Below are 26,163 nucleotides of genomic sequence, written 5' to 3'. Positions count from 1 at the left end.
GCGCGTTTGTAGCCGGGTCCGCAGGGCGATTAGCGAGGCGGAGGGAAGGTGAGGGCGGTCAGTTGATGTTGCGCTCCCGGCCTTCCCAGTAGGGCTTGCGCAGCTCGCGCTTCAGGATCTTGCCCGTGGGATTGCGTGGCAGGGCGTCGATGAAATCCACCGACTTGGGCAGCTTGTAGCCGGCGATCCGATCGCGAGCCCAGCCGATCAGGTCGCCGGCGGTGATCTCGGCCTCCGCCTTGCGCACGACCACGGCCTTCACCGCCTCGCCCCAGCGCTCGTCGGGCACGCCGATCACTGCCACGTCGGCCACGGCGGGGTGGCCGAACAGGGCGCTCTCGACCTCGGCCGGATAGATGTTCTCGCCGCCCGACACGATCATGTCCTTCACGCGATCGAAGATGAACAGGTAGCCCTTGTCGTCGAGGTAGCCGGCGTCGCCGCTGAAGAACCAGTCGCCGTGGACGGCGCGCTTGGTGGCATCGGGCAGGCGCCAGTAACCGCGCATGACCTGGGGCGAGCGGATCGCGATCTCGCCGACCTTGCCGGCGGGCAGGTCGGCCCCCGCATCGTCGACGATGCGCAACTCGACGCCGACCTGGGCATAGCCGCAGGACAGCAGCTTCTTCGGATCCGAGGGATCGTGATCCTCGGGAGGGAGCAGGGTGATGGCGCCGGTTGTCTCGGTGAGGCCATAGACCTGCTGGAAGCCGCAGCCGAAGGTCGCCATCGCCTGCTTCAGCAGTTCGGCCGGGATCGGCGCCGCGCCATAGACGATCAGGCGCAGGCTCGACAGGTCGGTCTCGCGAATCTGCGGCGCCTGGACCAGGAACAGGATCATGGCCGGCACCAGCAGCATCACCTCGATGCGGTCCTGCTCGATGATCTCGAGCACGCGCGCCGGGATGAACTCGCGCACCACGTGGTTGGTGGCGCCGGCGAAGAGGCCCGCGATCGCCCAACCCGCGCCGCCGATATGGAACATCGGCAGGCAGACGATGTTCTGGGTGCCGGGCTGCATGTGCCAGCTCTGCGTCCACTGCTCGAACATGAACCTGAAATTGTCGTTGGTGAGCTCGGCGCCCTTCGGCAGGCCAGTCGTGCCGCTGGTGTAGAACTGGACGGCGGTGTCCTCTGAGCGGGAGGGCAGGCGCGGGTCGGCGTCGGGATGGCGGTCGCGCCATTCGGCGAAGCCCTCCCAGTCGCCGTGGCGCGGGCCCAGGGTCACGACCTTGCGGACGGTCTTGAGCTGGTCGCGGATCTTCTCGACGACCGGGAAATACTCCTCGCCGACGAACAGGATCTCGGCCTCGGCGTCGTTGACGATCTGCAGCACCTCGGGCGGCGCCAGGCGCCAGTTCACCGAGACCATCACGGCGCCGGCCTTGGCGACGCCGAACAGCAGCTCGAAATAGACGTCGCTGCTCTTGTCGAGATGGGCGACCCTGACCTGCGGCTTCACACCCTCGGCGATCAGGCCGGCGGCGATCCGGTTCGACGCGCGGTCGAGTGCGCCATAGGTGGTACGGCGACCTTCGTAGACGATCGCCACCGTCTCGGGCCGCGCCGCTCCGTGGACGCGCACGATGTCGGCCAGGCCGACCATCTCGATACTCATAGGACGCTTCCCCTGCGATATTGGCCCGTCCGTCGTTGCAGCCGGGCAGCGTCATCCTTCGGTGGTTTTGGAGTGAATTCAAGAGCTTGATCGCCTAGTGTCGGGCGCGAAACACGACGATTTCTTGCGGGCGATTCCAAGGGGCACCATGGGCAAGCGGATTCTGGTCACCGGCGGCGCGGGCTTCCTCGGGTCGCATCTGTGCGAGCGCCTGCTCGAGGCCGGCCACGACGTGCTCTGCGTCGACAATTACTTCACCGGCAGCAAGGCCAACGTCACGGCCTGCCTCGACAATCCGCGCTTCGAGCTGATGCGTCACGACGTGACGTTCCCGCTCTATGTCGAGGTCGACGAGATCTACAATCTCGCCTGTCCGGCCTCGCCGGTTCACTACCAGCACGACCCGGTGCAGACGACCAAGACCAGCGTGCACGGCGCCATCAACATGCTGGGCCTGGCCAAGCGCGTGCGCGCCAAGATCTTTCAGGCCTCGACCAGCGAGGTCTATGGCGACCCGACCGTGCATCCGCAGGTCGAGAGCTATCGCGGCAACGTCAATCCGCTGGGCCCGCGCGCCTGCTACGACGAGGGCAAGCGCTGCGCCGAGACGCTGTTCTTCGACTATCACCGCCAGCACAGCCTGCGCATCAAGGTGGCGCGCATCTTCAACACCTACGGCCCGCGCATGCATCCCAACGACGGGCGCGTGGTGTCGAACTTCATCGTGCAGGCGCTGAAGGGTGAGGACATCACGATCTACGGCGACGGCATGCAGACCCGCGCTTTCTGCTACGTCGACGATCTCCTCGATGGTTGGCTACGCCTGATGGACCACACGCCCGACGATTTCACCGGGCCGGTGAACATCGGCAACCCGGTCGAGATGCCGATCCGTCATCTTGCCGAGAAGATCCTCGACAAGGTCGGCGGCAAGAGCAAACTCGTCTTCGCGCCGCTGCCGGTCGACGATCCGATGCAGCGCTGCCCCGACATCACGCTCGCCCGCGAGAAGCTGAAGTGGGAGCCGAAGGTGCCGCTCGACCAGGGCCTGAACAAGACGATCGCCTTCTTCGACGACCTGCTGAAGAGCAACAAGGGCGTGAGCGGCATCGGGCGTTAGGGCCGAGCGAAGCTCGGCCCGCGGGCAAAGAAAAAGCGCCGCGAAGTTTCCTTCGCGGCGCTCTTAATTTCGGCGGATCCCGGCGCGCTTACTGCGCGGCGAGCGCCTGCTTCGGCAGCGCGTTGACGACCGAGACCTTGCCCGAGGTCATCTCGTCGTAGATCCACTTGTAGGTCTTCTCCATGCCGTCCTCGAGACGGATGGACGGAGCCCAGTTCATCAGCTTCTTGATCATCGTGTTGTCGCTGTTGCGGCCGCGCACGCCCTTCGGCGCGTCGAGCTTGTAGCTGCGCTTCAGCTTGATGCCGGCGATCTTCTCGACCATGTCGACCAGCGTGTTGATGCTGACCAGCTCGTCGCTGCCGATGTTCAGCGGCTCGATGATGTCGCTCTCGGCGAGCTTGATCGTGCCCTGGGTGCAGTCGTCGATGTACATGAACGAACGGGTCTGCTCGCCATCGCCCCAGATCTCGATCTCGTGCTTGCCCGAGAGCTTGGCGGCGATGACCTTGCGGCACATCGCGGCCGGAGCCTTCTCGCGGCCGCCGTCATAGGTGCCTTCCGGACCGTAGACATTGTGGTAGCGCGCCACGCGGGTCGCGATGCCGAAATCCTCGCGGAAGTGGCGGGCCATGCGTTCGCTGAACAGCTTCTCCCAGCCGTAGCCGTCTTCCGGCAGGGCGGGGTAGGCATCTTCTTCCTTGAGCGCGGTGACGTTGGCGTCGGTCTGCTTGTCGCCGTTGTAGACGCAGGCCGAGGACGAATAGAAGAAGCGCGGCACGCCGGCTTCCTTGGCCGCGACCAGCATGTGGGTGCTGGTGAGCACCGACAGCATGCACTCGGCCTTGTGGGTCTCGATGAAGCCCATGCCGCCCATGTCGGCGGCCAGGTTGTAGATCATCGCGGCGCCCTTGGCGGCCTTGCGGCAGGGCTCGAGCAGGGCGAGGTCGCCCACCTGGTTCTCGACACCCGGAGTCTTCTGATACCACTCCTCGAGCGGCTTCACGTCGACCGCACGGATCTTGGTGTGGCCCCGCTGCTGCAGGACCTTGACCAGATGGCCGCCGATAAAGCCACCGGCGCCGGTGACGACCACAAGATCATTCTTGGACATGAAATGAAGGCCTTTCGATCGAAGCGAGGGTTTTTATCCGACTTTTCAACGACTTGCGAGGATGGCGCCGCGCCTCGGTCGAGCACGCGATCGGGGCCCGGAGAGAGACGGGCCGCGCGAGGATGTCCGTTTGCTTGGAAGTACCGGTCTCGTCAAGCCACCCGGCGCCGCAGGGACTGTGCATGATCCCGCCGCCGGGCGGCCCCGCCGAAACTGCAAGGACGGTGAAAAAGATGGTCCGGCGCAAAAATTGATCTATACGAACCCCTTAGGCGTAATTTTCTCGCGATGTCCGACCTTTCCGCATGACCTACATCCTCGGCCTCAACGCCTATCACGCCGATGCGGCTGCCTGTCTGGTGAAGGACGGTGAACTGGTCGCGGCGGTCGAGGAGGAGCGGTTCCGCCGCATCAAGCATTGGGGCGGCTTCCCCAGCGAATCGATCCGCTACTGCCTGTCCGAGGCCGGCATCTCGCTGGGCGACGTCGACCATGTGGCCGTGAACAGCGACAACCAGGCCAACCGCTGGCGCAAGCTCGCCTACGCGCTGACGTCGGGTGTCAGCCTGAACTACGTGATGAGCCGGCTGCGCAATCGCGGTGAGCGCGCCGACATCGCGGGCAACCTGAAGCGCCATTTGCCCGAGCAGGAATTCCGCGGGACCACGCACACGGTCGAGCATCACCTCTGCCATCTCGCCTCGGCCTTCCTGGTCTCGCCCTACGACAAGGCCGTGGCTGTCTCGGTCGACGGCTTCGGCGACTTCTCCTCGGCGGCCTGGGGGCTGGGCGAGGGCGGCAATCTCGCGGTCGACGGCCGCGTCTTCTTTCCGCACTCGCTGGGTGTCTTCTACGAGGCGATGACGCAGTTCATCGGCTTCCCGCACTATGGCGACGAGTACAAGGTCATGGGCCTCGCGCCCTACGGCAAGCCGGCCTTCGTCGAGCAGATGAAGGAGATCGTCCACCTCAAGAACGACGGCACCTTCGCGCTCGACCTGCGCTACTTCCGCCACGCCTCGGGCGAGGGCGCGAATTACCAGGTGAAGGACGGCATTCCTTCGGGTGGTCGCCTGTGGAGCGACGAACTCGTGAAGCTGCTGGGCCCGGCGCGCGATCCGGCGGGGCCGCTCGAGGACAAGCATCGCGACATCGCGCGCTCGGCGCAGGTCACCTACGAGAACGCCTTCTTCAACCTGCTGAACGCGCTGCACGCCCGCTACGGCGCCGATGCCGTCGTGCTGGCCGGCGGCTGCGCCTACAACTCGGTCGCCAACGGCAAGGTGCTGGAGCGCACGCCGTTCAAGAAGCTCTACGTCCAGTCGGCCGGCGGCGATGCCGGCGGTGCGATCGGCGCGGCCTTCGCCACCTGGCACAAGACGGGTGGTGCCGCCGAGAAGCGCCACTTCGTGATGGACCATTCCTATTGGGGCCCTTCGGCGACGCCCGACCAGATTGCCGCCGCGATCGAGCAGCGCCTCGCCGATTTCGACGCCGCTGGCTGCAGCATCGAGCGCATCGCCGACGAGGCGACGCTCTGCCGCCACACCGCGCAGGCGATCTCGGAAGGCAAGGTGATCGGCTGGTTCCAGGGCCGCCTGGAATGGGGCCCGCGCGCGCTTGGCAACCGCTCGATCCTGGGCGATCCGCGCCGCGCCGACATGAAGGACATCCTCAACCTCAAGATCAAGCGGCGGGAGTCCTTCCGGCCCTTCGCGCCCTCGATCCTGCGCGAGGCGGTGCCGGAGTGGTTCGAGACCGACGACGACGTGCCGTTCATGATGCAGGTCTTCCGCATCCGCGAGGAGAAGCGGAAGGATATCCCGGCGGTCACCCATGTCGACGGCACCGGCCGCCTGCAGACCGTCACCTGGTCGGGCAATGCCCGCTACGCACGGCTGATCTCGGCGTTCCGCGACCTCACCGGCGTGCCGATCGTGCTCAACACCAGCTTCAACGAGAACGAACCCGTGGTCTGCAAGCCGGAGGAGGCGATCGACTGCTTCCTGCGCACGAAGATGGACGTCCTCGTGCTGGGCGACACGCTGATCCAGCGTTGATCCCGTGCGGCGACAGGACCGGTCCCTTCAATTGAGCTATCCTGCCGGCAAGACATCCGATCGGGGGACGGCTTAGTGCGTGTATTGGTGGCAGGGGGCGCGGGCTATATCGGCTCGCATACATGCAAGGCGCTCGCCCGTGCAGGCCATCTGCCGATCGTCTACGACAATCTGCACACCGGCCATCCGTGGGCCGTGAAATGGGGCCCGTTCGTCCAGGGCGACATCAACGATCCCGTGGCGCTCGCCGCCGCAATCCGCGAGCACCGCCCCGACTCGGTCATCAACTTCGCGGCGCTGGCCTATGTCGGCGAATCGACGGCAGAACCCGTCCGCTACTATCGTGCCAACGTCGCCGGGATGATCACCCTGATCGAGGTGATGCGGGCCCACGACATCGGCTCGATCGTCTTCTCCAGCAGTTGCGCCACCTACGGCGTGCCCGACCGCCTGCCGGTCGTCGAGGGCATGCTGCAGCGGCCGATCAATCCCTACGGCCATACCAAGCTGATGGGCGAGCAGATCCTGCGCGACGCCTGTGCCGCCCACGGGCTGGGCGCCATCGCGCTGCGCTATTTCAACGCCGGCGGCGCCGATCCCGAGGGCGAGCTGGGCGAGGAGCACGATCCCGAGACGCACCTCATCCCGCTGGTACTGAAGGCGGCGCAGGGCACGCGGCCGAGCATCTCCGTGTTCGGCACCGACTACGATACGCAGGACGGCACCTGCGTGCGCGACTATGTGCACGTGACCGATCTCGCCAACGCCCATGTCGCGGCGTTGTCGCGCTGCAAGGGCGGCACCTATCAGGCCTACAATCTCGGCGCGGGCCACGGGGCCTCGATCGGCGAGGTCATCGCGCGGGCGCGCGTGCTCACGGGGCGTCCCATCCATTCCGTCGAGGCGCCGCGGCGCGCGGGCGATCCGCCGGTGCTGGTGGCCGACGTGGCGTTGGCGCGGCAGGCGCTCGACTGGACACCGGCGCATTCGGGTATCGACGACATCATCCGCAGCGCCTGGACGTGGATGACGGAAAGCCGGTCCGGCGCGATGCAGGCCAAGGCCCGCTGAGCGCCAAGCCATGGACCGCGACACCGTCACGCCGCTGCTGATCACGTTCAACGAGATCGCCAACATCGAGCGGACGGTGTCGAAGCTCGGCTGGGCCAAGCGCATCGTGGTGATCGACAGCGGCAGCACCGATGGCACGCTCGACGTTCTGGCGAAGGACCCGCGCATCGACGTGATCCACCGGTCGTTCGACAGCTTCGCCGAGCAGTGCAATTTCGGCCTGACCCATATCCGCACCGACTGGGTCCTCTCGCTCGATGCCGACTACGAGCTGAGCGATGCCTTCGTTTCCGAGATGGCGGGCCTGCAGCCGTCCGCCGGAGACACCGGCTACAAGGCGGCCTTCGTCTACCGTATCTACGGGCATCCCCTGCGCGGCACGCTCTATCCGCCGCGCGCCGTCCTCTATCGTGTCGCCGGCGCGCGTTACGAGAACGAGGGTCACGGGCATCGCATCCGCCTGCAGGGCCGCGTGCAGGATCTCAAGGGCGCGATCTATCACGACGACCGCAAGCCGCTGTCGCGATGGCTGGGCTCGCAGCTCAAATACGCAGCGCGCGAGGCGGCGCATCTTCTCGAGACGCCGCGCGAGCGCCTCGGTCGCGCCGACAAAATACGGTTGATGGGCTGGCCGGCGCCGATCCTGGTGCTGGGCTACGTGCTGTTCGCCAAGGGCGCCGTGCTCGACGGCAAGGCCGGCTGGTTCTACGCCTTCCAGCGCCTGCTGGCGGAAGTGCTGCTGGCGCTGGAACTGCTGGACCGCCGCCTGTCCGGCGGTCGCTGACACCGCCGCTTCAGGTCTTCAGAAGACCCGGCCAGTAGTGGCCGTCCGGTGTCGGCCGCTTGCCGAAGATCGCCTGGCCGACGCGCACGACGTTGGAGCCTTCCTCGATCGCTTCCTCGAAGTCGCCCGACATGCCCATGGACAGTTCGGTGAGGTTGGCGTTGCGCTTGACCGCCTCGTCGCGCAAGCGGCGCAGCAGCGCGAAGCAGGGGCGGACCTTCACCATGTCGCTGCTGAGCAGCGCGAGGGTCATCAGGCCGCGCGGCTTCAGGCGCGGATACTGGCCCAGCGAGTCGATGAACGCCGGCAGGTCGTCGGGATGCAGGCCGTACTTGGTGTCCTCGTCCGACGTGTTGACCTGGATGTAAACGTTGAGCGTGCGACCCTCGATCTCCAGCCGCTTGTCGAGGATCTCGGCCAGCTTGGTGCTGTCGAGCGCATGGAACTCGGTGGCGAAGCGCGCCAGGTACTTCGCCTTGTTGCTCTGGAGGTGGCCGACGATGCGCCAGTCGATCGGAAGGTCCTGCAGCTCGTCGCGCTTGCCCATCGCTTCCTGGATCTTGTTCTCGCCGAACGGATGGATTCCGGCGGCATGGGCAAGTCGCAGGATATGCGCGGGCACGGTCTTGGTGATGGGCAGAAGGCGCACCGAGGCCCTGTCGCGCCCGGCCCGCGCGCAAGCGCGCGAAATGCGCTCCTCCACGGCGGCGAGATTGACGCGGAAGGCCGCCTCGGGATCGGGACCGAAGCGCTCGGTGTCTTCGGGAGAAAGCGGGGAAACCGGACTGGAAAAGGAACTCATGCGTTACTGTCCTGTTGCCGTTGGACGAGCCGGTGTGGGCGCGTCGCGGTTCATGAGCCTCACTCATTAGTGCATGCGGGATTACCTGACTATTCAGGCAATGCGAATTCTCTACTTTGAGAGGGCCTTGTGGAGGTCCCATGAAATCACGCGTACCCGCGCTGGCAGCTCTCCTGATGCTGCTGTCCCCGGCGACCCAGGCCGAGCAGCGGCCGGCTCTTTCATCCGACGATGTGAAGAAGGTCGCGCCCGCTCTCGATGCCTATGCCCAGTCGCGCCTGCTGGGCGATCTCTGGAAGCGGTCCCAGCTCTCGGCACGAGACCGCAGTCTGGTGACCCTGGCGGCGCTGATCGCACGCGGCCAGACGGTCGAAATGGCCTTCTATCTCGACCGTGCGCTCGATAACGGCGTAAGGCCCGCCGAAATCTCGGAGACCATCGTTCATCTGGCCTTCTATTCCGGCTGGTCGAACGGCATGGCAGCCGTTGCCGTCGCGAAGGACGTGTTTGCACGTCGCAACATCGGCGCGGACCAGCTTCCGGTGGCGGCGCCGCAGCCTTTGCCGATCGATGAGAAAGGTGAAGCCGATCGCGCCCAGCGCGTCGGCCAGCAGTTCAGCGGCACCGTGCCCGGTCTCGTGCAATTCACGACCGACGTGCTGTTCCGCGATCTGTGGCTGCGTCCGGATCTCGCACCACGCGATCGCAGTCTCGTCACGGTGAGCGCCCTGATCGCCAACGGCCAGGTCGCCCAAATTCCGTATCATCTCGGTCGGGCCATGGATAACGGGCTGACCGCAGTCGAGGCGGGGGAAGTCGTCACGCATCTTGCCTTCTATGCCGGCTGGCCCGCCGCCTTCTCGGCGGCGCCCGTGGTCAAGGACGTGATCGAGAAGAGGCCGAAGTAGGAGCGTGCCTCTACTTCCCGCGATGCCTTAGCGCTTCGACCAGCAATGAGAAGGCGGCCGAGGGCTGTCGCCGGCTGGGATAATAAAGGTGATAGCCGGAGAAGGGAGGGCACCAATCCTGCAGTACCCGCCGAAGCTTGCCCTTGCTTAAGTACGGCATCGCCACGCTCTCCGGCACATAGGCGAGGCCGAAGCCTTCGAGTGCGGCGTTGAGCATCTGGTTGGTGCCGTTGAACGTGAGCTGGCCGTCGACCCTGACCCGCATCTCGCGGCCCGCTTTCTCGAACTCCCAGGCATAGAGGCCGCCGCGCGTCGGCAGCCGAAGGTTGACGCAGGCGTGTTCGATCAGCTCCTGGGGTGAGCGCGGCGGCTTGCGCTTGGCGAAGTAGCCGGGCGCGCCGACCACGGCCATGCGCGTATCCGGCCCGATGCGAACCGCGATCATGTCCTTCGCCACCTGCTCGCCACCCCGCACGCCGGCATCGAAGCGCTCGGCCACGATGTCGGTGAGGCCGTAGTCGGTGATGATCTCGACCTTGATGTCCGGATACTTCCTGAGGAACGGCACGAGCCTGGGCCAGATCACCGTATCGGCCACGACATCGACGGCGGTGATGCGAATCGTGCCGGCCGGCCTGGTCCGCAGCTCGCCCAGCGCCTCTAGCTCGGCATCGATCTCCTCCAGGCGCGGCTCGACGGTGCGCAGCAGGCGTTCACCGGCCTCGGTCGGCGCCACGCTGCGGGTGGTGCGCGTCAGCAGCCGCAGATCGAGGCGCTCTTCCAGCGCGCGGATCGTGTGGCTGAGCGCGGACTGCGAGAGGCCCATCCTGGCAGCCGCGCGGGTGAAGCTGCGCTCCCGCGCCACCACCGAGAAGGCCATCAGGGCATCGAGGATGTTGCGGTCCATTCATGAGCCTCACTCATAGGTTCAACCCGATTTTATCGGCTAATCGCAGGTTCTCGCACTGTTTATGAGGGGCGGCGCTTCACGAAAGGGAATGACCCGTGAAATTCCTCGCCGCCACGCTCGCCTCGACCCTGACTTCTTTGCTGCCCTTTGCCGTGGCCGCTCAGGCCGAAGCCGGGCTCGAGATCAAACGCAATGGCTCCCAGCCCTCCGGGAAGGGGCCCGCCCAATTCTTCACCGGCACGGTGCGTGTCGATCCGCTGTTCCAGGGGGACGCGCCCTGGCAGTCGCGCGGCGGCGCGGTGACTTTCGAGCCCGGCGCCCGCACGGTCTGGCACACCCATCCGGTCGGCCAGATCCTGATCGTGACGGCCGGTGCGGGCCGCGTTCAGCGCTGGGGCAGTCCGGTGCAGGAGATCGGGCCGGGCGATGTCGTGTGGATTCCAGCCGGCGCGAAACATTGGCACGGCGCCGCGCCGACGACCGCGATGACACACATCGCCATCACCGAGGGCAAGGACGGCAAGGTCGTGGAGTGGCTGGAGGGGGTGACGGACGACCAGTACGGCAAATAGCTCGGGTCTTTGCGTCGAAGCCCGCCGCCGCAAACCACGAGAATTTTACTTTTCCGCCTGATCAATCGCTCGCCCGGTTCACAACTGGTCGACACGCCTGCCTGTAGTTTCGGCTCGGGAAGTCATTGGGTGTGCAGGGGAAAAGCGTCTGGGAAGCCGGATCGGCGGCGCTTTCTTGATTTGCACTGTATGTGAAAACGCGCCAGTCGCGTCAACCCGCATGGGTGAAGCGCGCTCGCGGCCTTGGGGTTGAGCGATGTGCATCTTTTGTGGTGACGACAGCAAGGGCCTCTCTCACTGGGGGTGGGGCAGCTTCGAGAATTTCGCCAGTTCGTCCACGGAATCTGCGGGCGGTTCCTCCTCCGCATCGCCAAAGGGACCGTCCCCTACGTCGGCGCCGGTGACCCCCAGCTTCGAGCAGGAAGTCACCTTCATCACCGGCGTGAACGCCGACGGTACGATATCGAACAACTCCTACTGGGGATCGACCGGTCGGACGGCCCACAAGTTCGGCGACACCACCGCCGGCACCGGCGCGACGATCACCTACGGGTTCGATGCGGCGTCGACCTGGACGGCAACGGAGAAGGCCACCTTCGTCACGGCGATGGACATGTGGTCGGCCATCGCCAACGTCACCTTCACCTTGGGCGTCGGCGGCGCCGACGTCCTGCTGGTGCGCGGACCGGAAGGCGCCGGTGCCAAGGCCGGTGGTCCCTTCACCGTGGGAAGCGGCAGCTCGCTCGGCCAAAGCAACGGCCAGTGGATCATCAACATGGAGACTTCGGTCTTCGGTTGGGATCTCAGCGGCTCGTTCGTCGAAGCGCAGGCCTACGGGCTGAACACGATCCTTCACGAGGTGGGACACGTGCTCGGGCTCGGGCATGGCGGCGCCTACAACATGTCGGCCGACGAATCGACGCAGCAGTTCAGCGCATATGACGAGCGCATGTGGACGTCGATGTCCTACATCGGCTGGGACAGCCGCTCCACGTCGCTTTACCGCGCCAGCTACGACTACACCAACACCCGCTGGGTGACCGACGGTAACGATACTATCGAAACCGGCTCGACCTGGATGCCGATCGACATCATCGCCATCCAGCGGCTCTACGGTACGGCCACGGATTCGCCGTTCGACGGCGGCGACGTGTTCGGCTTCAACACCAACATCACCGGCTCGATCGCCAAGTTCTTCGACTTCACGATCAACACCAATCCCGTCATCACGATCTATGACGAGGGCGTCCACAACACGCTCGACCTGTCGGGCTTCAACGACGCGGCCAGGGTCTCGCTTATCGACGGCAGCTTCAGCAGCGCCGGGGGCCTCACCAACAACATCGCCATCGCCTTCGGCACCGTGATCGAAACGGCGATCACCGGCGGCGGCAACGACACGCTGATCGGCAACGCTTCCGACAATTTCTTCGACGGCGGCGCCGGCGGCGACACGTTCGATGGCGGCGCGGGCAGCGACACGGTGACCTTCATCCGGTCCAATGCCGCCGTCGACATCGATCTCGGGCGCCAGGACACGCGTGCGCCGTCGGGCGGCCATGCCCAGGGCGACCATTTCACGTCCATCGAGAACCTGATCGGCAGCAACTTCGACGACCGGCTGGTTGCGGCCAGCGGCGTGGGCGGGGCCAAGCTCGAAGGCGTCAAGGGCAACGACACGCTGTTCGGCAGCGCCGAGAACGACGTCATTCGCGGCGGCCTCGGCAACGACGTGATCGTCGGCAATGAAGGCGACGACCATCTCTACGGCGCCGACACCAACCTGATCATCAACGGCGGCTTCGAAGTGGTGGCGCCGCCCACCATCGACGGCAACGGCTATTCGAACTACCTGCCCGACCTCGAGGGCTGGACGCTGCTGTCCGGCCCGGGCCGCGAACTGTTCACGTCGGCGGTGGTCGGTGCGGCGCCCTTCGAGGGCAAGTACGGCATCGACCTCGAAGGCAAGACGGTCGGCACTAATGTCAGCATCACCCAGAAAGTCGACAGGGCCGAGGACGGCGTCTCGTACCGCATCGCCTTCGAGGCGCGGAAGCTCGACGCCTCCACCGCGGCGCGCCTGGAAGTCTATTGGGGTGGCACCAAGCTCACCTGGTTCGAGAGTCACCAGACCTACGTCGATCCCACGACCGGCTACGTCACCTATTACATCGACGTGACCGGCGGCGCGGGCACGAGCACCGACAAGAACCGTCTCACCTTCGTCGAGATCGGCGGCGCCGACGGCAACGGCACCCTGCTGGACAATGTCCGCATGTATCGCGCCGACCACGCCACGGCGAAGGCCGACGACCAGGATCCCGGCAACGACGGCAACGACACGTTCTCGCCCGGCACCGGCTCGGACACGGTGTTCGGCCATGGCGGCGACGACCGCGTGACCTTCGACGACATCGGCGGCGGCAACGACCATTTTGACGGCGGCTCGGGCGTCGATACGCTGGTGATGGACTGGCACAACGCGACGACCTCGATCATCTATCGCGGGCTGAACGTCGCCAATTCGTCCGAAATCGGCATGGCGGAGAGCTATCAGCGCACGCCGGCCGTCATCGGCGACGCGGCGCAGAACCTGTTCTTCAAGGAAGTCGAGCGCTTCGAGCTGACCGGCGGCTCGGCCGGCGACACGCTGCGCGGCGGCGAGTTCAACGACATCCTGATCGGCAACGGCGGCGACGACGTTCTGCTGGGCGGCGGCGGTGTCGACATCCTGAACGGCGGCGCCGGGTTCGACCGCGCGGTCCTGAAACTGTCAGGCGGCAACAACACGATCCGCCTGGTCGACACGATGGGATCGGGCAGCGTCACGCTCGGCAACGGCACGCAGCTCATCTCGATCGAAGCGGTCAACCTCGAGGCGGGTGACGGCAACGACTATCTCGATGTGCGCGGGACGATCTCCAATCCGGTCGATCCCTACCAGAACCGCACGTCGACCTATTTCGCGGGCTTCGGGGGCGACGATACGCTGGCGGTCGATTTCGCGACGTCCTATGGCGCGACCTTCGACGGCGGCGCCGGCAGCAACGACCTGCTGATCATGGACTGGTCGGCGTCGCAGCGGGATATCTACCGCAACGTCGATGAGCCCAACATCTACCGGAGCTTCTCGCACACGGTCACGACCACCGTCGAGGGTGTCCCGTCGACGATTCACTACTACTACACGATGACGTTCAACAACGTCGAACGGTTCGAGCTGACCGGCGGCATGGGCAACGACACCCTGGCTGGCGGCGCGCTCGACGACGTGCTGAAGACGATCGGCGGCCGCGACACGCTGACGGCGGGTGCGGGTAACGATCTTCTCGTCGTCGACTGGTCGCAGATCGATCGCGGCATAGGGACCTACGATTCGACGGGCGTTGGTGGGGTGCCGCTGACGGGCTCACTGGCCGAAGGCTATTCGGGCATCTATTTCGGCGACCATCCGAGCTACTACAACCGCGTCGATTTCAGCGGCATCGAGCGTTTCGACATCAAGGGCGCCAACCGCAACGACGGCATCCTCACCGGCGACGGCGACGACATCGTGTCGAGCGCCGGCGGCAACGACTACATCAACACCGGCAAGGGCATCGACATCGTCGACGGTGGCGCGGACGCCGACCGCTGGGAAGCCGACAAGTCGTTCGCGACGGCGGCCCAGGCGATCAACATCGATCTCAACCAGGCGGGCGTGCAACTCAGCTACATGGGCGGCGCGACGGTGCGCGGCATCGAGATGCTGACGCTCAAGACCGGCGCGGCCAACGACACGATCCTCACCTATGCGACCGTAACCGGTATCACCGACACGTTCGGCTACAACGACGTGATCGAGACCAACGCCGGCAACGATGCGGTCACGATCACCGGCGGTCGTGACACCGTCTCGATGGGAACCGGTATCGACACGCTGACCGTCGACTGGTCGCTGATCGGTCGCTCCATGTCGACCTACGACGCGAACGGCGTCGGCGGCGTGGCGCTGACTGGCTCACTGGCGACCGGCTATTCGGGCATCTATTTCGGCGACCACCCGAGCTACTACAACCGGCTCGACTTCAGCGGCGTCGAGCACTTCATCATCAAGAGCGGCAGCGGCAACGACTATATCCGCACGGGCGACGGCAACGACACGGTCACCAGCGGCATCGGCGACGACTATCTCAGTACCGGCCAGGGCGTCGACACCATCGACGGTGGCGGGGGCAACGACCGCTGGGAGGCCGACAAGTCCTTCGCGACCGCGTCGCAGGCCATCAACATCGACCTCAAGTTGCCCGGCACCCAGCTCACCTACCTGGGCACCGCCACGGTGCGCGGCATCGAGATGCTGACGCTCAAGACCGGTGCGGGCAACGATACGATCCTGACCTCCGCGACGGTCATCGGCATCACCGACACGTTCGGCTACAACGACGTGATCGAGACCAATGCCGGCAACGACGCGGTCACTGTCACGGGCGGCCGCGACACCGTCTCCATGGGAACCGGCACCGACACGCTGACCGTCGACTGGTCGCTGATCGGCCGCGGCATGGGAAGCTACGACAGCACCGGTGCCGCCAACGTGGCGCTGACCGGATCGCTGGCGACCGGCTACTCGGGAATTTTCTACGGCGACAACCCGAACTACTACAACCGGGTCGACTTCAGCGGCGTCGAGCACTTCATCATCAGCACCGGTAGGGGCGGCGACGGCATCCGCACCGGCGACGGCGACGATACGGTCAGCAGCGGCGCGGGCAACGACTACATCAACACCGGCAAGGGCATCGATACCATCGACGGCGGCGACGGTGCGGACCGCTGGGAGGCCGACAAGTCCTACGCGACGGCGGCTCAGCCGGTCAGCATCAAGCTCGACCTCGCGGGCACGCAGCTTACCTACATGGGCCGCGCGACGGTGCGCGGCATCGAGATGCTGACCCTCAAGACCGGCGCGGGCGACGACATCATCCGCACGGCGCCGACGGTGCTGAGCGACACCGGGCGCTTCGGCTACGACGACCAGATCGAGACCAATGCCGGCAACGACGAGGTCACCGTCACCGGCGGCTGGGACACGGTCGCCATGGGCGCCGACACCGACACGCTGACCGTGGACTGGTCGCAGATCAATCGCGCGACCGTAACCCTGGACGCCACCGGCGCCGGTGGCGTGGCGCTGACCGGTTCGCTGGCGACGGGCTACTCGGGCATCTTCTACGGCGACCACCCGAGCTACTACAATCGCGTCGATTTCAGCGGCGTCGAGCACTTCATCATCAAGACCGGCAGCGGCGGCGACAGCATCCGCACCGGCGACGGCAACGACACGGTCGCGAGTGGCGACGGCAACGACTACATCAACACGGGCAAGGGCATCGATACCGTCGATGGCGGCCTCGGCGTCGATCGCTGGGAGGCCGACAAGTCCTTCACGACGGCGGCGCAGCCGCTCAGCATCAATCTCAACCTGGCGGGCACGCAGCTCAATTATCTCGGTGCCAAGGTCAGTGGCATCGAGGCGCTGACCCTGAAGACCGGCGCGGGCAACGACACGATCCAGACCCTGGCGACGGTCATCGGCATCACCAACACGTTCGGCTACGACGACGTGATCGAGACCAATGCCGGCAATGACGCCGTCACCGTCACCGGCGGCCGCGACACCGTGGCGATGGGCGCCGGAACCGACACGCTGACCGTCGACTGGTCGCTGATCAATCGCGCGGTCGGGACCTGCGACCCCATCGGCACCTGGATGACGCTGAGCGGCTCGCTGGCGACAGGCTATTCGGGCATCTACTACGGCGACGACAGCCGCTTCTACAATCGCGTCGACTTCAGCGACGTCGAGAACTTCGTTGTCCGCACCGGCGCGGGCAACGACAGCGTCCGCACCGGCGACGGCAACGACACCGTCTCGGGCGGCGACGGCAACGACTACCTGATGACCGGCAAGGGCACCGACATCGTCGATGGCGGTGCCGGCTTCGATCGCTGGGACGCCGACAAGTCGGCGGCGACGGCGGCGCAGGCGATCAAGATCAACCTCAACGCGACCGGAACGCAGCTCACCTACATGGGCACCGCCACGGTGCGCGGGATCGAGATGCTGACGCTTAAGACGGGCGCCGCCGCCGATACGGTCCTCACCTACGCGACCGATCTCGGCAACACGCAGACGCACGGCTACGACGACTTCATCGAGACCAATGCCGGCACCGACGCCGTCACGGTCACGGGCGGTCGCGACACCGTCAGCATGGGTACAGGCACCGACACGCTGACCATCGACTGGTCGCTGATCGATCGCCATGTCGGCACGCTCGACGTCACCGGCTCCGGTGCGGGGCTGACCGGCTCGCTGGCAGCGGGCTATTCGGGCATCCTCTACGGCGACGACAGCCGCTTCTACAATCGCGTCGACTTCAGCGGCGTCGAGAATTTCATCATCAAGACCGGCAACGGCAACGACTTCATTCGCACCGGCGACGGCAACGACACCGTCGTGAGCGGCGGCGGCAACGACCACCTGATCACCGGCAAAGGCATCGACATCGTCGATGGCGGCGCCGGCATCGATCGCTGGGAGGCCGACAAGTCGTTCGCCACGGCCGAGCAGGCGATCAACATCAACCTCGACCTGACCGGCGTGCAGCTCACCTACATGGGCAGCGCGACGGTGCGCGGGATCGAGTCGCTGACGCTCAAGACCGGCGACGGCAACGACAGGATCCAGACCCTGGCGACGGTCACGACCAACACGCAGACGCACGGCCATGACGACGTGATCGAGACCAATGCCGGCGACGATGCCGTCACGGTCACCGGCGGCCGCGACACCGTGGCGATGGGCACCGGCACCGACACCTTGACGGTCGACTGGTCGCTGATCGACCGGTCGATCTCGACCTGGGACGCCAGTGGCGCCAGCGGCGTGGCGCTTACGGGCTCGCTGCCACGAGGCTACTCCGGAGCCTTTTTCGGCGACAACCCGAACTACAACAACCGCGTCGATTTCAGCGGCGTCGAGAACTTCGTGTTCCGTGCCGGCGGCGGCAACGACGGCATCCGCACCGGCGACGGCAACGACTTCATCTACGGCGGCGCGGGCAACGATACGCTGAACGGGGCCGGCGGCGACGACTGGCTGATGGGTGGAGCCGGCAACGACGACCTGACCGGCGGCAGCGGCATCGATACCGCCGACTACAGCGACAAGACGGTCTCGGTTTCGGTCAAGCTCGCCGCATCGGCCTCCGTGGTCGTGAAGGTGGACGGTGTTGCCGAGGATACGATCAACCGCATCGAGAACCTGGTGGGCGGATCGGGCGACGATTCCTTCATCGGCGACAACCAGCTCAACCGCTTCGACGGCGGCGCGGGTAACGACATCCTGCAGGGTGGGGCGGCCGAGGACATGCTGCTGGGCGGCCTGGGCGACGACGTGCTGAAGGGCGGCACGGAGAATGACATCCTGGACGGCGGCGCGGGGATCGACACCGCCGACTACAGCGACAAGACCGTCTCGGTGGTCGCCACCCTCAACCGCGCGGCCCTGGTCAGTGTGATGGTCGGCGGCATCGCCGAGGACACGATCAACAACATCGAGAACCTGATCGGCGGCACGGGCGCGGACACGCTCACCGGCGACGTACTGGCCAACCGTCTCGATGGCGGAGCGGGCAACGACGTCCTGTGGGGCGGCGCCGGCGAAGACGTGCTGCTGGGCGGCACGGGCGACGACGTGCTGCGCGGCAGCACGGGCAACGACGTGCTGGACGGCGGCAGCGGCATCGACACAGCCGACTACAGCGACAAGCGGGTGGCGATCGCCGTCACGCTTAACGGATCGACCGCGGCGACCGTGACAATCGACGGCGTCGCCGAGGACACGGTCAGCAACGTCGAGAACGTGGTCGGCGGCTTCGGCAACGACGTCATCACCGGCGATGGCCTCGCCAACCGCTTCGACGGCGGCGCGGGCGACGACGTCCTGTCGGGCGGCGGCGGCGCCGATGTCCTGACGGGCGATGCCGGCGCCGACATCCTGAAGGGCGGTCTCGGCAACGACACGCTCGACGGCGGCACGGGCGTCGACACCGCCGACTACAGCGACAAGACGGCCTCGGTGAGCGTCACGCTCACGGGCGCTACGGTGGCCACCGTGAAGGTCAACGGCGTCGCCGAGGACACGGTCGTCAACGTCGAGAACGTGATCGGCGGCTCGGGCGCCGACACGCTGACCGGCGATACGCTGGCCAACCGCCTGGAGGGCGGCGCGGGCAACGACACGTTGGCGGGCGGAACCGGCAAGGACACGCTGGTCGGTGGCGACGGGAACGACACGTTCCTCTTCAACACCGCCGTGGCGACGAACAATGTCGACACGATCCTCGACTTCACGGTGGGCAGCGACCTGATCGCCCTCGACAAGGCGATCTTCACCGCCTTCGGCGCCGCCGGGGCGCTCGCCGCCGCGGCCTTCCATGCCGGCAGCGCCTCGCACGATGCCGACGACCGCATTCTCTACGACGCGGCCACCGGCAACGTGATGTACGACGCCGACGGCACCGGCTCGGGCGCGGCCAAGACCTTCGCCGTGATCTCGACCGGCCTTGCGCTGGACCACAACGCCTTCTTCGTCGTCTGATCGGAGGGGAAGAAGGCTGGTGCCGGGTGAGGGGATCGAACCCCCGACCTTCGGTTTACAAAACCGCTGCACTACCGCTGTGCTAACCCGGCATTTCCAGCATTGTCGTCATTTCCGGGCCACGTGGCGGCCCGACCGGGGCCCTTTTAGCGACCGGATCGGGCCAAGCCAATAAAAAGCCCGCTGTCGTTCCGGCGCGGCTTTTCGTTGCCCGGCCGGCTGGTCTATGGAACCTGCCGAACCGTTGCGACATCCATATCAGGCGGCCTTGTGTCTTCACCTCTGCTCATCGTCGGAGCGCCCCGCAGCGGTACGACCTTGCTGCTCAACCTGCTGCGCGGTCATCCAGATGTCGTTCATGCCGGTCCGGCGTCGCTTGGCCTCACGAATCGCGATCCGAAAAGCCTCGAGACCGCCGCGTTCGTCCCGGCCTCGGGCCTGTCGGACGAAGATCTGGTGCGCGCCTTCGAGACGCTCGGCCGGGCGAACCCGGGCAGGCGGATCGTCGAGAAGACGCCGGCGCACTTATTCCACCTGGAACGCGCGCGACGGCTCCTGCAGCCGGTCGTCCTGTGCACGGTCCGCGATCCGCTCGATGTCGTGGCCTCGCTCCTGAAGGCCGGCCGCGGTCCCGATCCCTGGTGGCCGGGCGCGCCGAAGACGGTCGATGCGGCGGCGAAGTTCGCGCGCCGGTTCCTGGCGGCCACGCTGGTGGCGCTCGACCATCCGGAGACGGTGCGGGTCCGGTATGGCGATCTCTATGGCGACACACGGAACTGCCTGGCTGCGCTGCAGAGCCGGGTCGGTCTTTCAAACGATCATCTCGACGCCCAGCAGGCCTTTGCCGGCGACCGCGGCAATCTTCCGTTCGAGGGCGTCTGGAACGACGGCACGCCGGGCGCCGGCGGACGCGACCTGTCGGAGAGCGAACGCGCCCGGGCGGGCAAGTTCATCGGCCTCGAATTGATGGCCGACATCCGCGCGATGTCGGACGCCGGTTAGGCGTAGGCTAGGCGGGTTGGCGCGCGGCGTTGGCGGCCGCCAGTTCAAGGGTCAGCTTGCCGTTCAGGAGAACCTGCTGGCGGGCGTACCGGGCCATCAGCCGCTCGCGCTCGACGGCGGGGCCCATCTGTTCGAGACGGGCGCGGCGGGTGTCGTTGCTGGTCGGGCTCTTCTGCACCAGTCGGTCGAGCTGGTGGGAGAGGCGAAAGGGCAGGAGCTGTTCGGGCGTGATCGATTCCGAGAAGCTTCGGCCGGCGGCATAGTTCTGCAGGATTTCGGCGGCCACCTCCTCGCCCGAGCGGATGTTGGTGGTGCAGCGGCCGGAGAAGTTGAAATCCGAAGCGCGCTGGAAGTTGGCCTTGTTGAGATAGCCCGGCCCGCCGAAGCGATCGTAGACGAACACCGGCGTATGCCCGGCGAGCGCGTACTGCACGGTCTTGCCGATGCTCACTACGAGATCGTGGGCCTGGATCATCGGCGGTATGACGGGAGCGATCTCGCTGCCGGACTGGCCAACATGCTTGACCTCGATCGACTGCTTGCGCAGCGCCTCGGCGGCTTCCAGCAGCGATGGCGTCTTGTGGTTGGACACGAAGAGCACCGACCGCGGCCGGCTGGTGGGGAGCTTGCGGCGGCGGGGCAGGTGGTAGGAGTCGGGCGCGGCGTTGTGGAAGATGTCGACCGGCAGGGCGTTGCCCGAAGCGGCAATGGCGTCGGCCGTCTCCTTCGAGTTGGCGAGCATGAGATCGCCCAGCGCCTGGTCGTGCGCCCAGCCAGAGGATTCGAGGAAGGTCGATCCCAGCCTGCCGAAAACGAAAAGCGAGGCCGCGCGATCGTCGACGTGCGACGCGTAGTCGAACAGGCCGGCGACCTGATGCTGCAGATATACGACGTCGAAGGAGAAGGGCCGGATCGCGTGCTGGTCCTTCAGCAACTGCATTTTGGCGCGGCGGAAGCGGATCTGCAGCGGATTGCGCACGCGGTTGGCAAAGACGACGACTTCGCAGCCCTTGTTCTGGAAGTGCTGGGCGAATTCGAAAGCGACGGTTCCCGAACCGGAAAGCAGGCAGATGTCGTGGGTGGCAATCAGGATGCGCAAGGTTCGGCCTTCGCCAGAGGGCGGATGTCGTTGTGATGATTGCTGGCGGGAAGGGGACTGGCAACCCTGAGCCGTCGCGGTCGCGTGCGCTGGAACGCTATTGCGTCATAGACCTGGATGGCTCAGGACATGAGTGGCGGATCGTGCGGAGGGAAGGGTTGCCCAGCAACAACCGGGTCGTCGTGTTTCCCCATGTGCCGAAGACCGGCGGCACGTCGTTCTATCTGGGGCTGAAGGAGCTGTTCAAGCCGGGCTTCCTCAGGCTGAAGCTCTTCGTCGAGACCCAGCAGCTCCAGGCGATTGCGCCGGAGAAGCGGGCGCGCATCACCTGCCTCAGCGGTCATTTCACCTTTGCCCATGCGCGCGATGAACTGGTGCCATTGATTGGCAAGGAGGCGGTCTTCGTCTGCACCGTGCGCGATCCGGTGACGCGAGCGCAGTCGATCTATTCCTACCTGCGTGCGACCTACGAGCGGCCCGAGGACCGGTCGAAGCGGCTGCGCGTACAATACGACGACGACATCAACGTCGTCATGCAGCGCTGGTTCGACGAAGGCGACGAGAAGATCTGGAACTCGCAGTGCCGCAACCTTTGCGGCACGACCGATCCCAAGGAAGCCGTGGTCTTCCTTGAGAAGAAGTATCTCGCCGCCGCGACGCCGGCGGCGATCAATCCGCTGCTGCAGGTGATGGCGTCGACCGTTGGCCGATCGCTGCCGGCCTTCCACATGAAGGAATCCAACTCGGCGCAATATGCGCTGCGCCCCGCCCTCGTGCGCCGGCTGCGCAAGGCCAACGCGGCGGATCAGTATCTCTACGACTGGGTCGGCGCCAACCAAGAGCGGATCATCGCCAGGGCAGCCGATGGTTTCGGGAGCGGCGAAGCCCGGCCCACGCGTAAGGCGCCTCAGAGCCACCTGTACGAGATGTGAGCGTCGCCCGGGCTAACGCCGGGCACGGGGCTCGTGGAAGCTGACGTCGATCTGCCGCTCCTTCATGAGGCCGGCAATCGCCTCGGCGCCTTCGTTCTGCACGAAAACCAGATCGAGTACCTCGGTCAGGCATCCGCGCTCCTTCAGGAGGTTCGCGGTCCCGTGCTTGGCGCCGTCGATCATGTAGAGCGCCATGCCGGGCAGGCGGTTGGCGAGATAGAGGTCGGCGTGGGCGATGTCGCCGCTGGGGCGGCCATAGAAGAGGTGCGCCTGGAGCGCGCTGCCTTCACCGGAGAGCGCGTGGGGGATCGGCCAGTCCGCGATCCCGTCGCGCCATTCCTTCCATCGCTTCTCTTTCGGCACGATCTCCGGATGCACCGAGTATTGCGCGCCGAACGCGACGGCGGCCGTGCATTTCGGAATCTGCCGCCCGAAGTAGATGGCGCCGAAGCCGCCCATCGAATTGCCGAGTGTAAAGACCTTGTCGAATTTCTCGAGCGACGGGGACAGCCGGTCGAGGATTTCCGGCGCCGTCGCGTTGTACCAGCTGCGCAACTTGTCGATGACGAAGAACTGGTCGTGCCGGTTGCCCGACAGGGTCTTCACGAATTCCTCCTGCGGGAGGCCGCCGAGCTGCAATCCGACGCCGGCAAAGGAGATCACGGCGCTGCCGGTGTTGCCCGCCCGATGCGAGATCGTCACCCGTGGACTGTCGTGGATGACATCCATGGCGCCGCCCCTCACTTCGGGCGCTGGCGGGCCCATTCGTAGGCCGCGACGGCGGCGGCGTTGGAGACGTTGAGGGCGGAGAGGGCGTCGCTGGTGGGAATTGTCACCAGCCGGTCGCATTTCTCGGCGGTCAGGCGGCGCAGGCCTTCGCCTTCGGCGCCGAGCACGATGCAGGTCCGGCCCTTGAGGTCGAGATTGCTGATGCTGGTGTCGCCCGACTCGGCCAGCCCGTAGGTCCAGAAACCAGCTTCCTTGAGCTGGTCCAGGGTGCGGGCGAGGTTGACGGCACGCACCAGCGGCACGACTTCGAGCGCGCCCGAGGCGGATTTGGCCAGGGTGCCGGTGTCGGACGGCGTATGGCGGTCGGTAACGATCACGCCGGCTGCGCCAAAGGCGGCCGCCGAGCGCAGGATGGCGCCGACGTTATGAGGATCGCTCACCTGGTCGAGCGCCAGGACCAGGGCGTCGTCGCCACAGCGGGCCAGGACGTCCTCGATGGCGGCATCTTCCAGCGGCGCCACGAGGGCCGCGATGCCCTGATGGACCGAGCCGTTGGGCAGGCGCTGGTTCAGGTCTTCGCGCGACGTGATGGTCATGGGCGTCTTGCCGATCTCGCCGGAGTGGGTGTCGGCCATATCCTTGATGGCGAACACCCGCTCGATGCGCCGGTCGGGGTTGGCGAGGGCGGCCAGCACCGCGTGACGGCCGAAAATCCAGATGGACTGGTTGCCGGTGCGGGACTGGCGGTGGGGACGATTGGGACGGGGAGCCATGCCGAGCCTTGTATGGTGCCGGCGGCAGGTGGGCAAATCCCCCTCCAAATTCTCCGGCGAATCACCGGGGATGCCGGTAAGATGCGGGTTGGAGGCTTTTCGGCATCCGCCAGAACCTTCCCCTTCCGTTCCTTGCCCGCGGTCTTGCAAGGAAGTGCTTGCAGCCGGTCGGGAGGCACTGTAAACCCGCGCGCCTACAGGCTTTTTCCGTTTTGCCCGTTGGGACGGAGGGGTGGCCGAGCGGTCAATGGCAGCAGACTGTAAATCTGCCGACTTCGCGTCTACGAAGGTTCGAATCCTTCCCCCTCCACCATCGGACCACAGCGCGGGATTGGTTCTGTTCGGGCGTTGCGGGTGTAGCTCAATGGTAGAGCAGAAGCCTTCCAAGCTTACGACAAGGGTTCGATTCCCTTCATCCGCTCCAGGTTTGGCTTAAGTCGGCCAGTCAAGTTGGTCTGTGTAGAAGCTGCAAGCATCACGAGGGTCGTGACACCATGGGCAAAGCTAAATTCGAGCGGAACAAGCCGCACTGCAACATCGGCACGATCGGTCACGTCGATCACGGCAAGACGTCTTTGACGGCGGCGATCACGAAGATCCTGGCGAAGACGGGTGGTGCCACGTTCACGGCGTACGACCAGATCGACAAGGCCCCGGAAGAGCGCGAGCGCGGAATCACGATCTCGACGGCGCATGTCGAGTACGAGACGCAGAACCGCCACTACGCGCACGTGGATTGCCCCGGACACGCCGACTACGTGAAGAACATGATCACGGGCGCGGCGCAGATGGACGGCGCGATCCTGGTCGTGTCGGCTGCCGATGGCCCGATGCCGCAGACCCGCGAGCACATCCTGCTGGCGCGCCAGGTCGGCGTTCCGGCGCTGGTCGTGTTCATGAACAAGTGCGACATGGTCGACGATCCGGAGCTCCTGGACCTCGTTGAGCTGGAAGTGCGCGAGCTGCTGAAGAGCTACCAGTTCCCGGGCGATGACCTGCCGGTGATCCGCGGTTCGGCGCTGATGGCGCTGGAAGACAAGTCGCCGGAGCTGGGCGAGCAGGCCGTTCTGAAGCTGATGGAAGAGGTCGACAAGTACATTCCGCAGCCGGCGCGCGACAAGGACAAGCCGTTCCTGATGCCGATCGAGGACGTGTTCTCGATCTCGGGCCGCGGCACGGTGGTGACGGGTCGCGTCGAGCGCGGCATCGTGAAGGTCGGCGAGGAAGTCGAGATCGTCGGTCTGAAGGCCACGACCAAGACGACGGTGACCGGCGTCGAGATGTTCCGCAAGCTGCTGGACTCGGGCGAGGCGGGCGACAACATCGGCGCGCTGCTGCGCGGCGTTGGCCGTGAAGACGTGGAGCGCGGCCAGGTTCTGTCGAAGCCGGGCGCGATCACGCCGCACACCAACTTCGAGGCGGAAGCCTACATCCTGAACAAGGAAGAGGGCGGCCGTCACACGCCGTTCTTCACGAACTACCGTCCGCAGTTCTATTTCCGCACGACGGACGTGACGGGTGTGGTGACCCTGCCGGAAGGCACGGAGATGGTGATGCCGGGCGACAACGCCCGCCTGATCGTCGAGCTGATCCAGCCGATCGCGATGGACGAAGGCCTGCGTTTCGCGATCCGCGAAGGCGGTCGCACCGTCGGCGCCGGCGTCGTCACCAAAGTCGTAAAGTAGTGCTATAGAGGCTCACCGCCGTCACCAAACGGCGGTGATTTCTGCAGGAGTGTAGCTCAGTTGGTAGAGCATCGGTCTCCAAAACCGAGGGTCGGGGGTTCGAGCCCCTCCGCTCCTGCCATTTTTTGAAGATTGGCGATCATGACGACAAAGAATCCGATCGAGTTCGCCCGGGAAGTCAGGGCCGAAGTGGCCCGGGTGTCCTGGCCGACGCGACGCGAGACGATGATCACCACCAGCATGGTGTTCATCTTCGTCGTCATTTCCTCGCTGTTCTTCCTCGTGGCCGACAAGGTCATTGGCTTCGTCGTGAAGCTTCTGCTCGGGGTTTCCTGAC

General features: G+C 65.8%; 18 protein-coding genes and 4 tRNA genes. 14 read left to right on the top strand and 8 right to left on the bottom strand.

Annotation, left to right across the window (positions count from 1 at the left end; translation table 11 throughout):
• Positions 1-58: 58 nt before the first annotated feature.
• Positions 59-1,618 (bottom strand): fatty acid--CoA ligase, encoded by a 1,560-nt coding sequence (locus tag AC1RP5_RS23230; RefSeq protein WP_493114652.1) that lies wholly within the window; start codon positions 1,616-1,618, stop codon positions 59-61.
• A 148-nt stretch (positions 1,619-1,766) separates the two neighbouring features.
• On the opposite strand from AC1RP5_RS23230, the gene AC1RP5_RS23225 reads away from it, so the two are divergent.
• Positions 1,767-2,738 (top strand): UDP-glucuronic acid decarboxylase family protein, encoded by a 972-nt coding sequence (locus AC1RP5_RS23225; RefSeq protein ID WP_493114650.1) that lies wholly within the window; start codon positions 1,767-1,769, stop codon positions 2,736-2,738.
• An 88-nt stretch (positions 2,739-2,826) separates the two neighbouring features.
• Here AC1RP5_RS23225 and AC1RP5_RS23220 read toward each other — a convergent pair whose 3' ends face one another.
• Entirely contained in the window at positions 2,827-3,852 is a 1,026-nt protein-coding gene (locus tag AC1RP5_RS23220; protein ID WP_493114648.1) for an NAD-dependent epimerase/dehydratase family protein, read from the bottom strand.
• Positions 3,853-4,157: 305 nt separating this feature from the next.
• Here AC1RP5_RS23220 and AC1RP5_RS23215 point away from each other — a divergent pair, with 305 nt between their 5' ends.
• From AC1RP5_RS23215 to AC1RP5_RS23205, 3 genes are all read left to right on the top strand, one after another.
• On the top strand, positions 4,158-5,912 hold the full coding sequence (locus AC1RP5_RS23215) for a carbamoyltransferase family protein (RefSeq protein ID WP_493114646.1): 1,755 nt from the start codon (positions 4,158-4,160) through the stop codon (positions 5,910-5,912).
• Positions 5,913-5,987: 75 nt separating this feature from the next.
• Complete coding sequence (gene galE / locus AC1RP5_RS23210; RefSeq protein ID WP_493114645.1) at positions 5,988-6,983, top strand: UDP-glucose 4-epimerase GalE; 996 nt, start codon at positions 5,988-5,990, stop codon at positions 6,981-6,983.
• Positions 6,984-6,993: 10 nt separating this feature from the next.
• Positions 6,994-7,767 carry a glycosyltransferase family 2 protein gene (locus AC1RP5_RS23205; protein ID WP_493114644.1) on the top strand — a complete coding sequence of 258 codons (774 nt, stop codon included), beginning with the start codon at positions 6,994-6,996 and terminating at the stop codon, positions 7,765-7,767.
• A 10-nt stretch (positions 7,768-7,777) separates the two neighbouring features.
• On the opposite strand, the gene AC1RP5_RS23200 is transcribed toward AC1RP5_RS23205, so the two are convergent.
• Positions 7,778-8,569, bottom strand: coding sequence for a YggS family pyridoxal phosphate-dependent enzyme (locus AC1RP5_RS23200; RefSeq protein WP_493114642.1), 792 nt, complete (start codon positions 8,567-8,569; stop codon positions 7,778-7,780).
• Positions 8,570-8,745: 176 nt separating this feature from the next.
• Between AC1RP5_RS23200 and AC1RP5_RS23195 the strand changes: the two genes are divergently transcribed.
• Complete coding sequence (locus tag AC1RP5_RS23195) at positions 8,746-9,477, top strand: carboxymuconolactone decarboxylase family protein (protein WP_493115251.1); 732 nt, start codon at positions 8,746-8,748, stop codon at positions 9,475-9,477.
• A gap of 10 nt (positions 9,478-9,487) precedes the next feature.
• Here AC1RP5_RS23195 and AC1RP5_RS23190 read toward each other — a convergent pair whose 3' ends face one another.
• Entirely contained in the window at positions 9,488-10,384 is an 897-nt protein-coding gene (locus AC1RP5_RS23190; protein WP_493114641.1) for a LysR family transcriptional regulator, read from the bottom strand.
• A 155-nt stretch (positions 10,385-10,539) separates the two neighbouring features.
• Here AC1RP5_RS23190 and AC1RP5_RS23185 point away from each other — a divergent pair, with 155 nt between their 5' ends.
• The gene (locus AC1RP5_RS23185) at positions 10,540-10,959 is read left to right on the top strand and encodes a (R)-mandelonitrile lyase (protein ID WP_493115249.1); all 420 of its coding nucleotides are present in this window, start codon (positions 10,540-10,542) and stop codon (positions 10,957-10,959) included.
• A gap of 400 nt (positions 10,960-11,359) precedes the next feature.
• Positions 11,360-19,606 (top strand): M10 family metallopeptidase C-terminal domain-containing protein, encoded by an 8,247-nt coding sequence (locus AC1RP5_RS23180; RefSeq protein ID WP_493114639.1) that lies wholly within the window; start codon positions 11,360-11,362, stop codon positions 19,604-19,606.
• Between the two features lie 17 nt (positions 19,607-19,623).
• Here AC1RP5_RS23180 and AC1RP5_RS23175 read toward each other — a convergent pair.
• Positions 19,624-19,698: transfer RNA gene (locus AC1RP5_RS23175), tRNA-Thr, on the bottom strand.
• Positions 19,699-19,876: 178 nt separating this feature from the next.
• On the opposite strand from AC1RP5_RS23175, the gene AC1RP5_RS23170 reads away from it, so the two are divergent.
• A complete protein-coding gene (locus tag AC1RP5_RS23170; RefSeq protein WP_493114637.1) occupies positions 19,877-20,608 on the top strand; it encodes a sulfotransferase family protein in 732 nt (243 codons plus the stop codon).
• Between the two features lie 7 nt (positions 20,609-20,615).
• On the opposite strand, the gene AC1RP5_RS23165 is transcribed toward AC1RP5_RS23170, so the two are convergent.
• Positions 20,616-21,707: a hypothetical protein gene (locus tag AC1RP5_RS23165; RefSeq protein WP_493114635.1), complete on the bottom strand. Its 1,092-nt coding sequence runs from the start codon at positions 21,705-21,707 to the stop codon at positions 20,616-20,618.
• Positions 21,708-21,865: 158 nt separating this feature from the next.
• On the opposite strand from AC1RP5_RS23165, the gene AC1RP5_RS23160 reads away from it, so the two are divergent.
• A complete protein-coding gene (locus tag AC1RP5_RS23160) occupies positions 21,866-22,639 on the top strand; it encodes a hypothetical protein (RefSeq protein WP_493114633.1) in 774 nt (257 codons plus the stop codon).
• Between the two features lie 12 nt (positions 22,640-22,651).
• On the opposite strand, the gene AC1RP5_RS23155 is transcribed toward AC1RP5_RS23160, so the two are convergent.
• Positions 22,652-23,368, bottom strand: coding sequence for an alpha/beta fold hydrolase domain-containing protein (locus tag AC1RP5_RS23155; RefSeq protein ID WP_493114631.1), 717 nt, complete (start codon positions 23,366-23,368; stop codon positions 22,652-22,654).
• A gap of 11 nt (positions 23,369-23,379) precedes the next feature.
• Positions 23,380-24,141, bottom strand: a complete 762-nt coding sequence (gene rlmB, locus AC1RP5_RS23150; protein ID WP_493114630.1) for a 23S rRNA (guanosine(2251)-2'-O)-methyltransferase RlmB — start codon at positions 24,139-24,141, stop codon at positions 23,380-23,382.
• Positions 24,142-24,367: 226 nt separating this feature from the next.
• Between rlmB and AC1RP5_RS23145 the strand changes: the two genes are divergently transcribed.
• From AC1RP5_RS23145 to secE, 5 genes are all read left to right on the top strand, one after another.
• Positions 24,368-24,454: transfer RNA gene (locus tag AC1RP5_RS23145), tRNA-Tyr, on the top strand.
• A gap of 37 nt (positions 24,455-24,491) precedes the next feature.
• A tRNA-Gly gene (locus tag AC1RP5_RS23140) sits at positions 24,492-24,565 on the top strand.
• 70 nt (positions 24,566-24,635) lie between these two features.
• Entirely contained in the window at positions 24,636-25,826 is a 1,191-nt protein-coding gene (gene tuf / locus AC1RP5_RS23135) for an elongation factor Tu (protein WP_493114628.1), read from the top strand.
• Positions 25,827-25,871: 45 nt separating this feature from the next.
• A tRNA-Trp gene (locus AC1RP5_RS23130) sits at positions 25,872-25,947 on the top strand.
• Positions 25,948-25,967: 20 nt separating this feature from the next.
• Complete coding sequence (gene secE / locus AC1RP5_RS23125) at positions 25,968-26,162, top strand: preprotein translocase subunit SecE (RefSeq protein ID WP_493114627.1); 195 nt, start codon at positions 25,968-25,970, stop codon at positions 26,160-26,162.
• Position 26,163: the final 1 nt, after the last annotated feature.

The sequence above is a fragment of the Reyranella sp. GW821-FHT12G01 genome (assembly GCF_058806575.1).
This window is presented reverse-complemented; position numbering and strand designations above follow the sequence as displayed.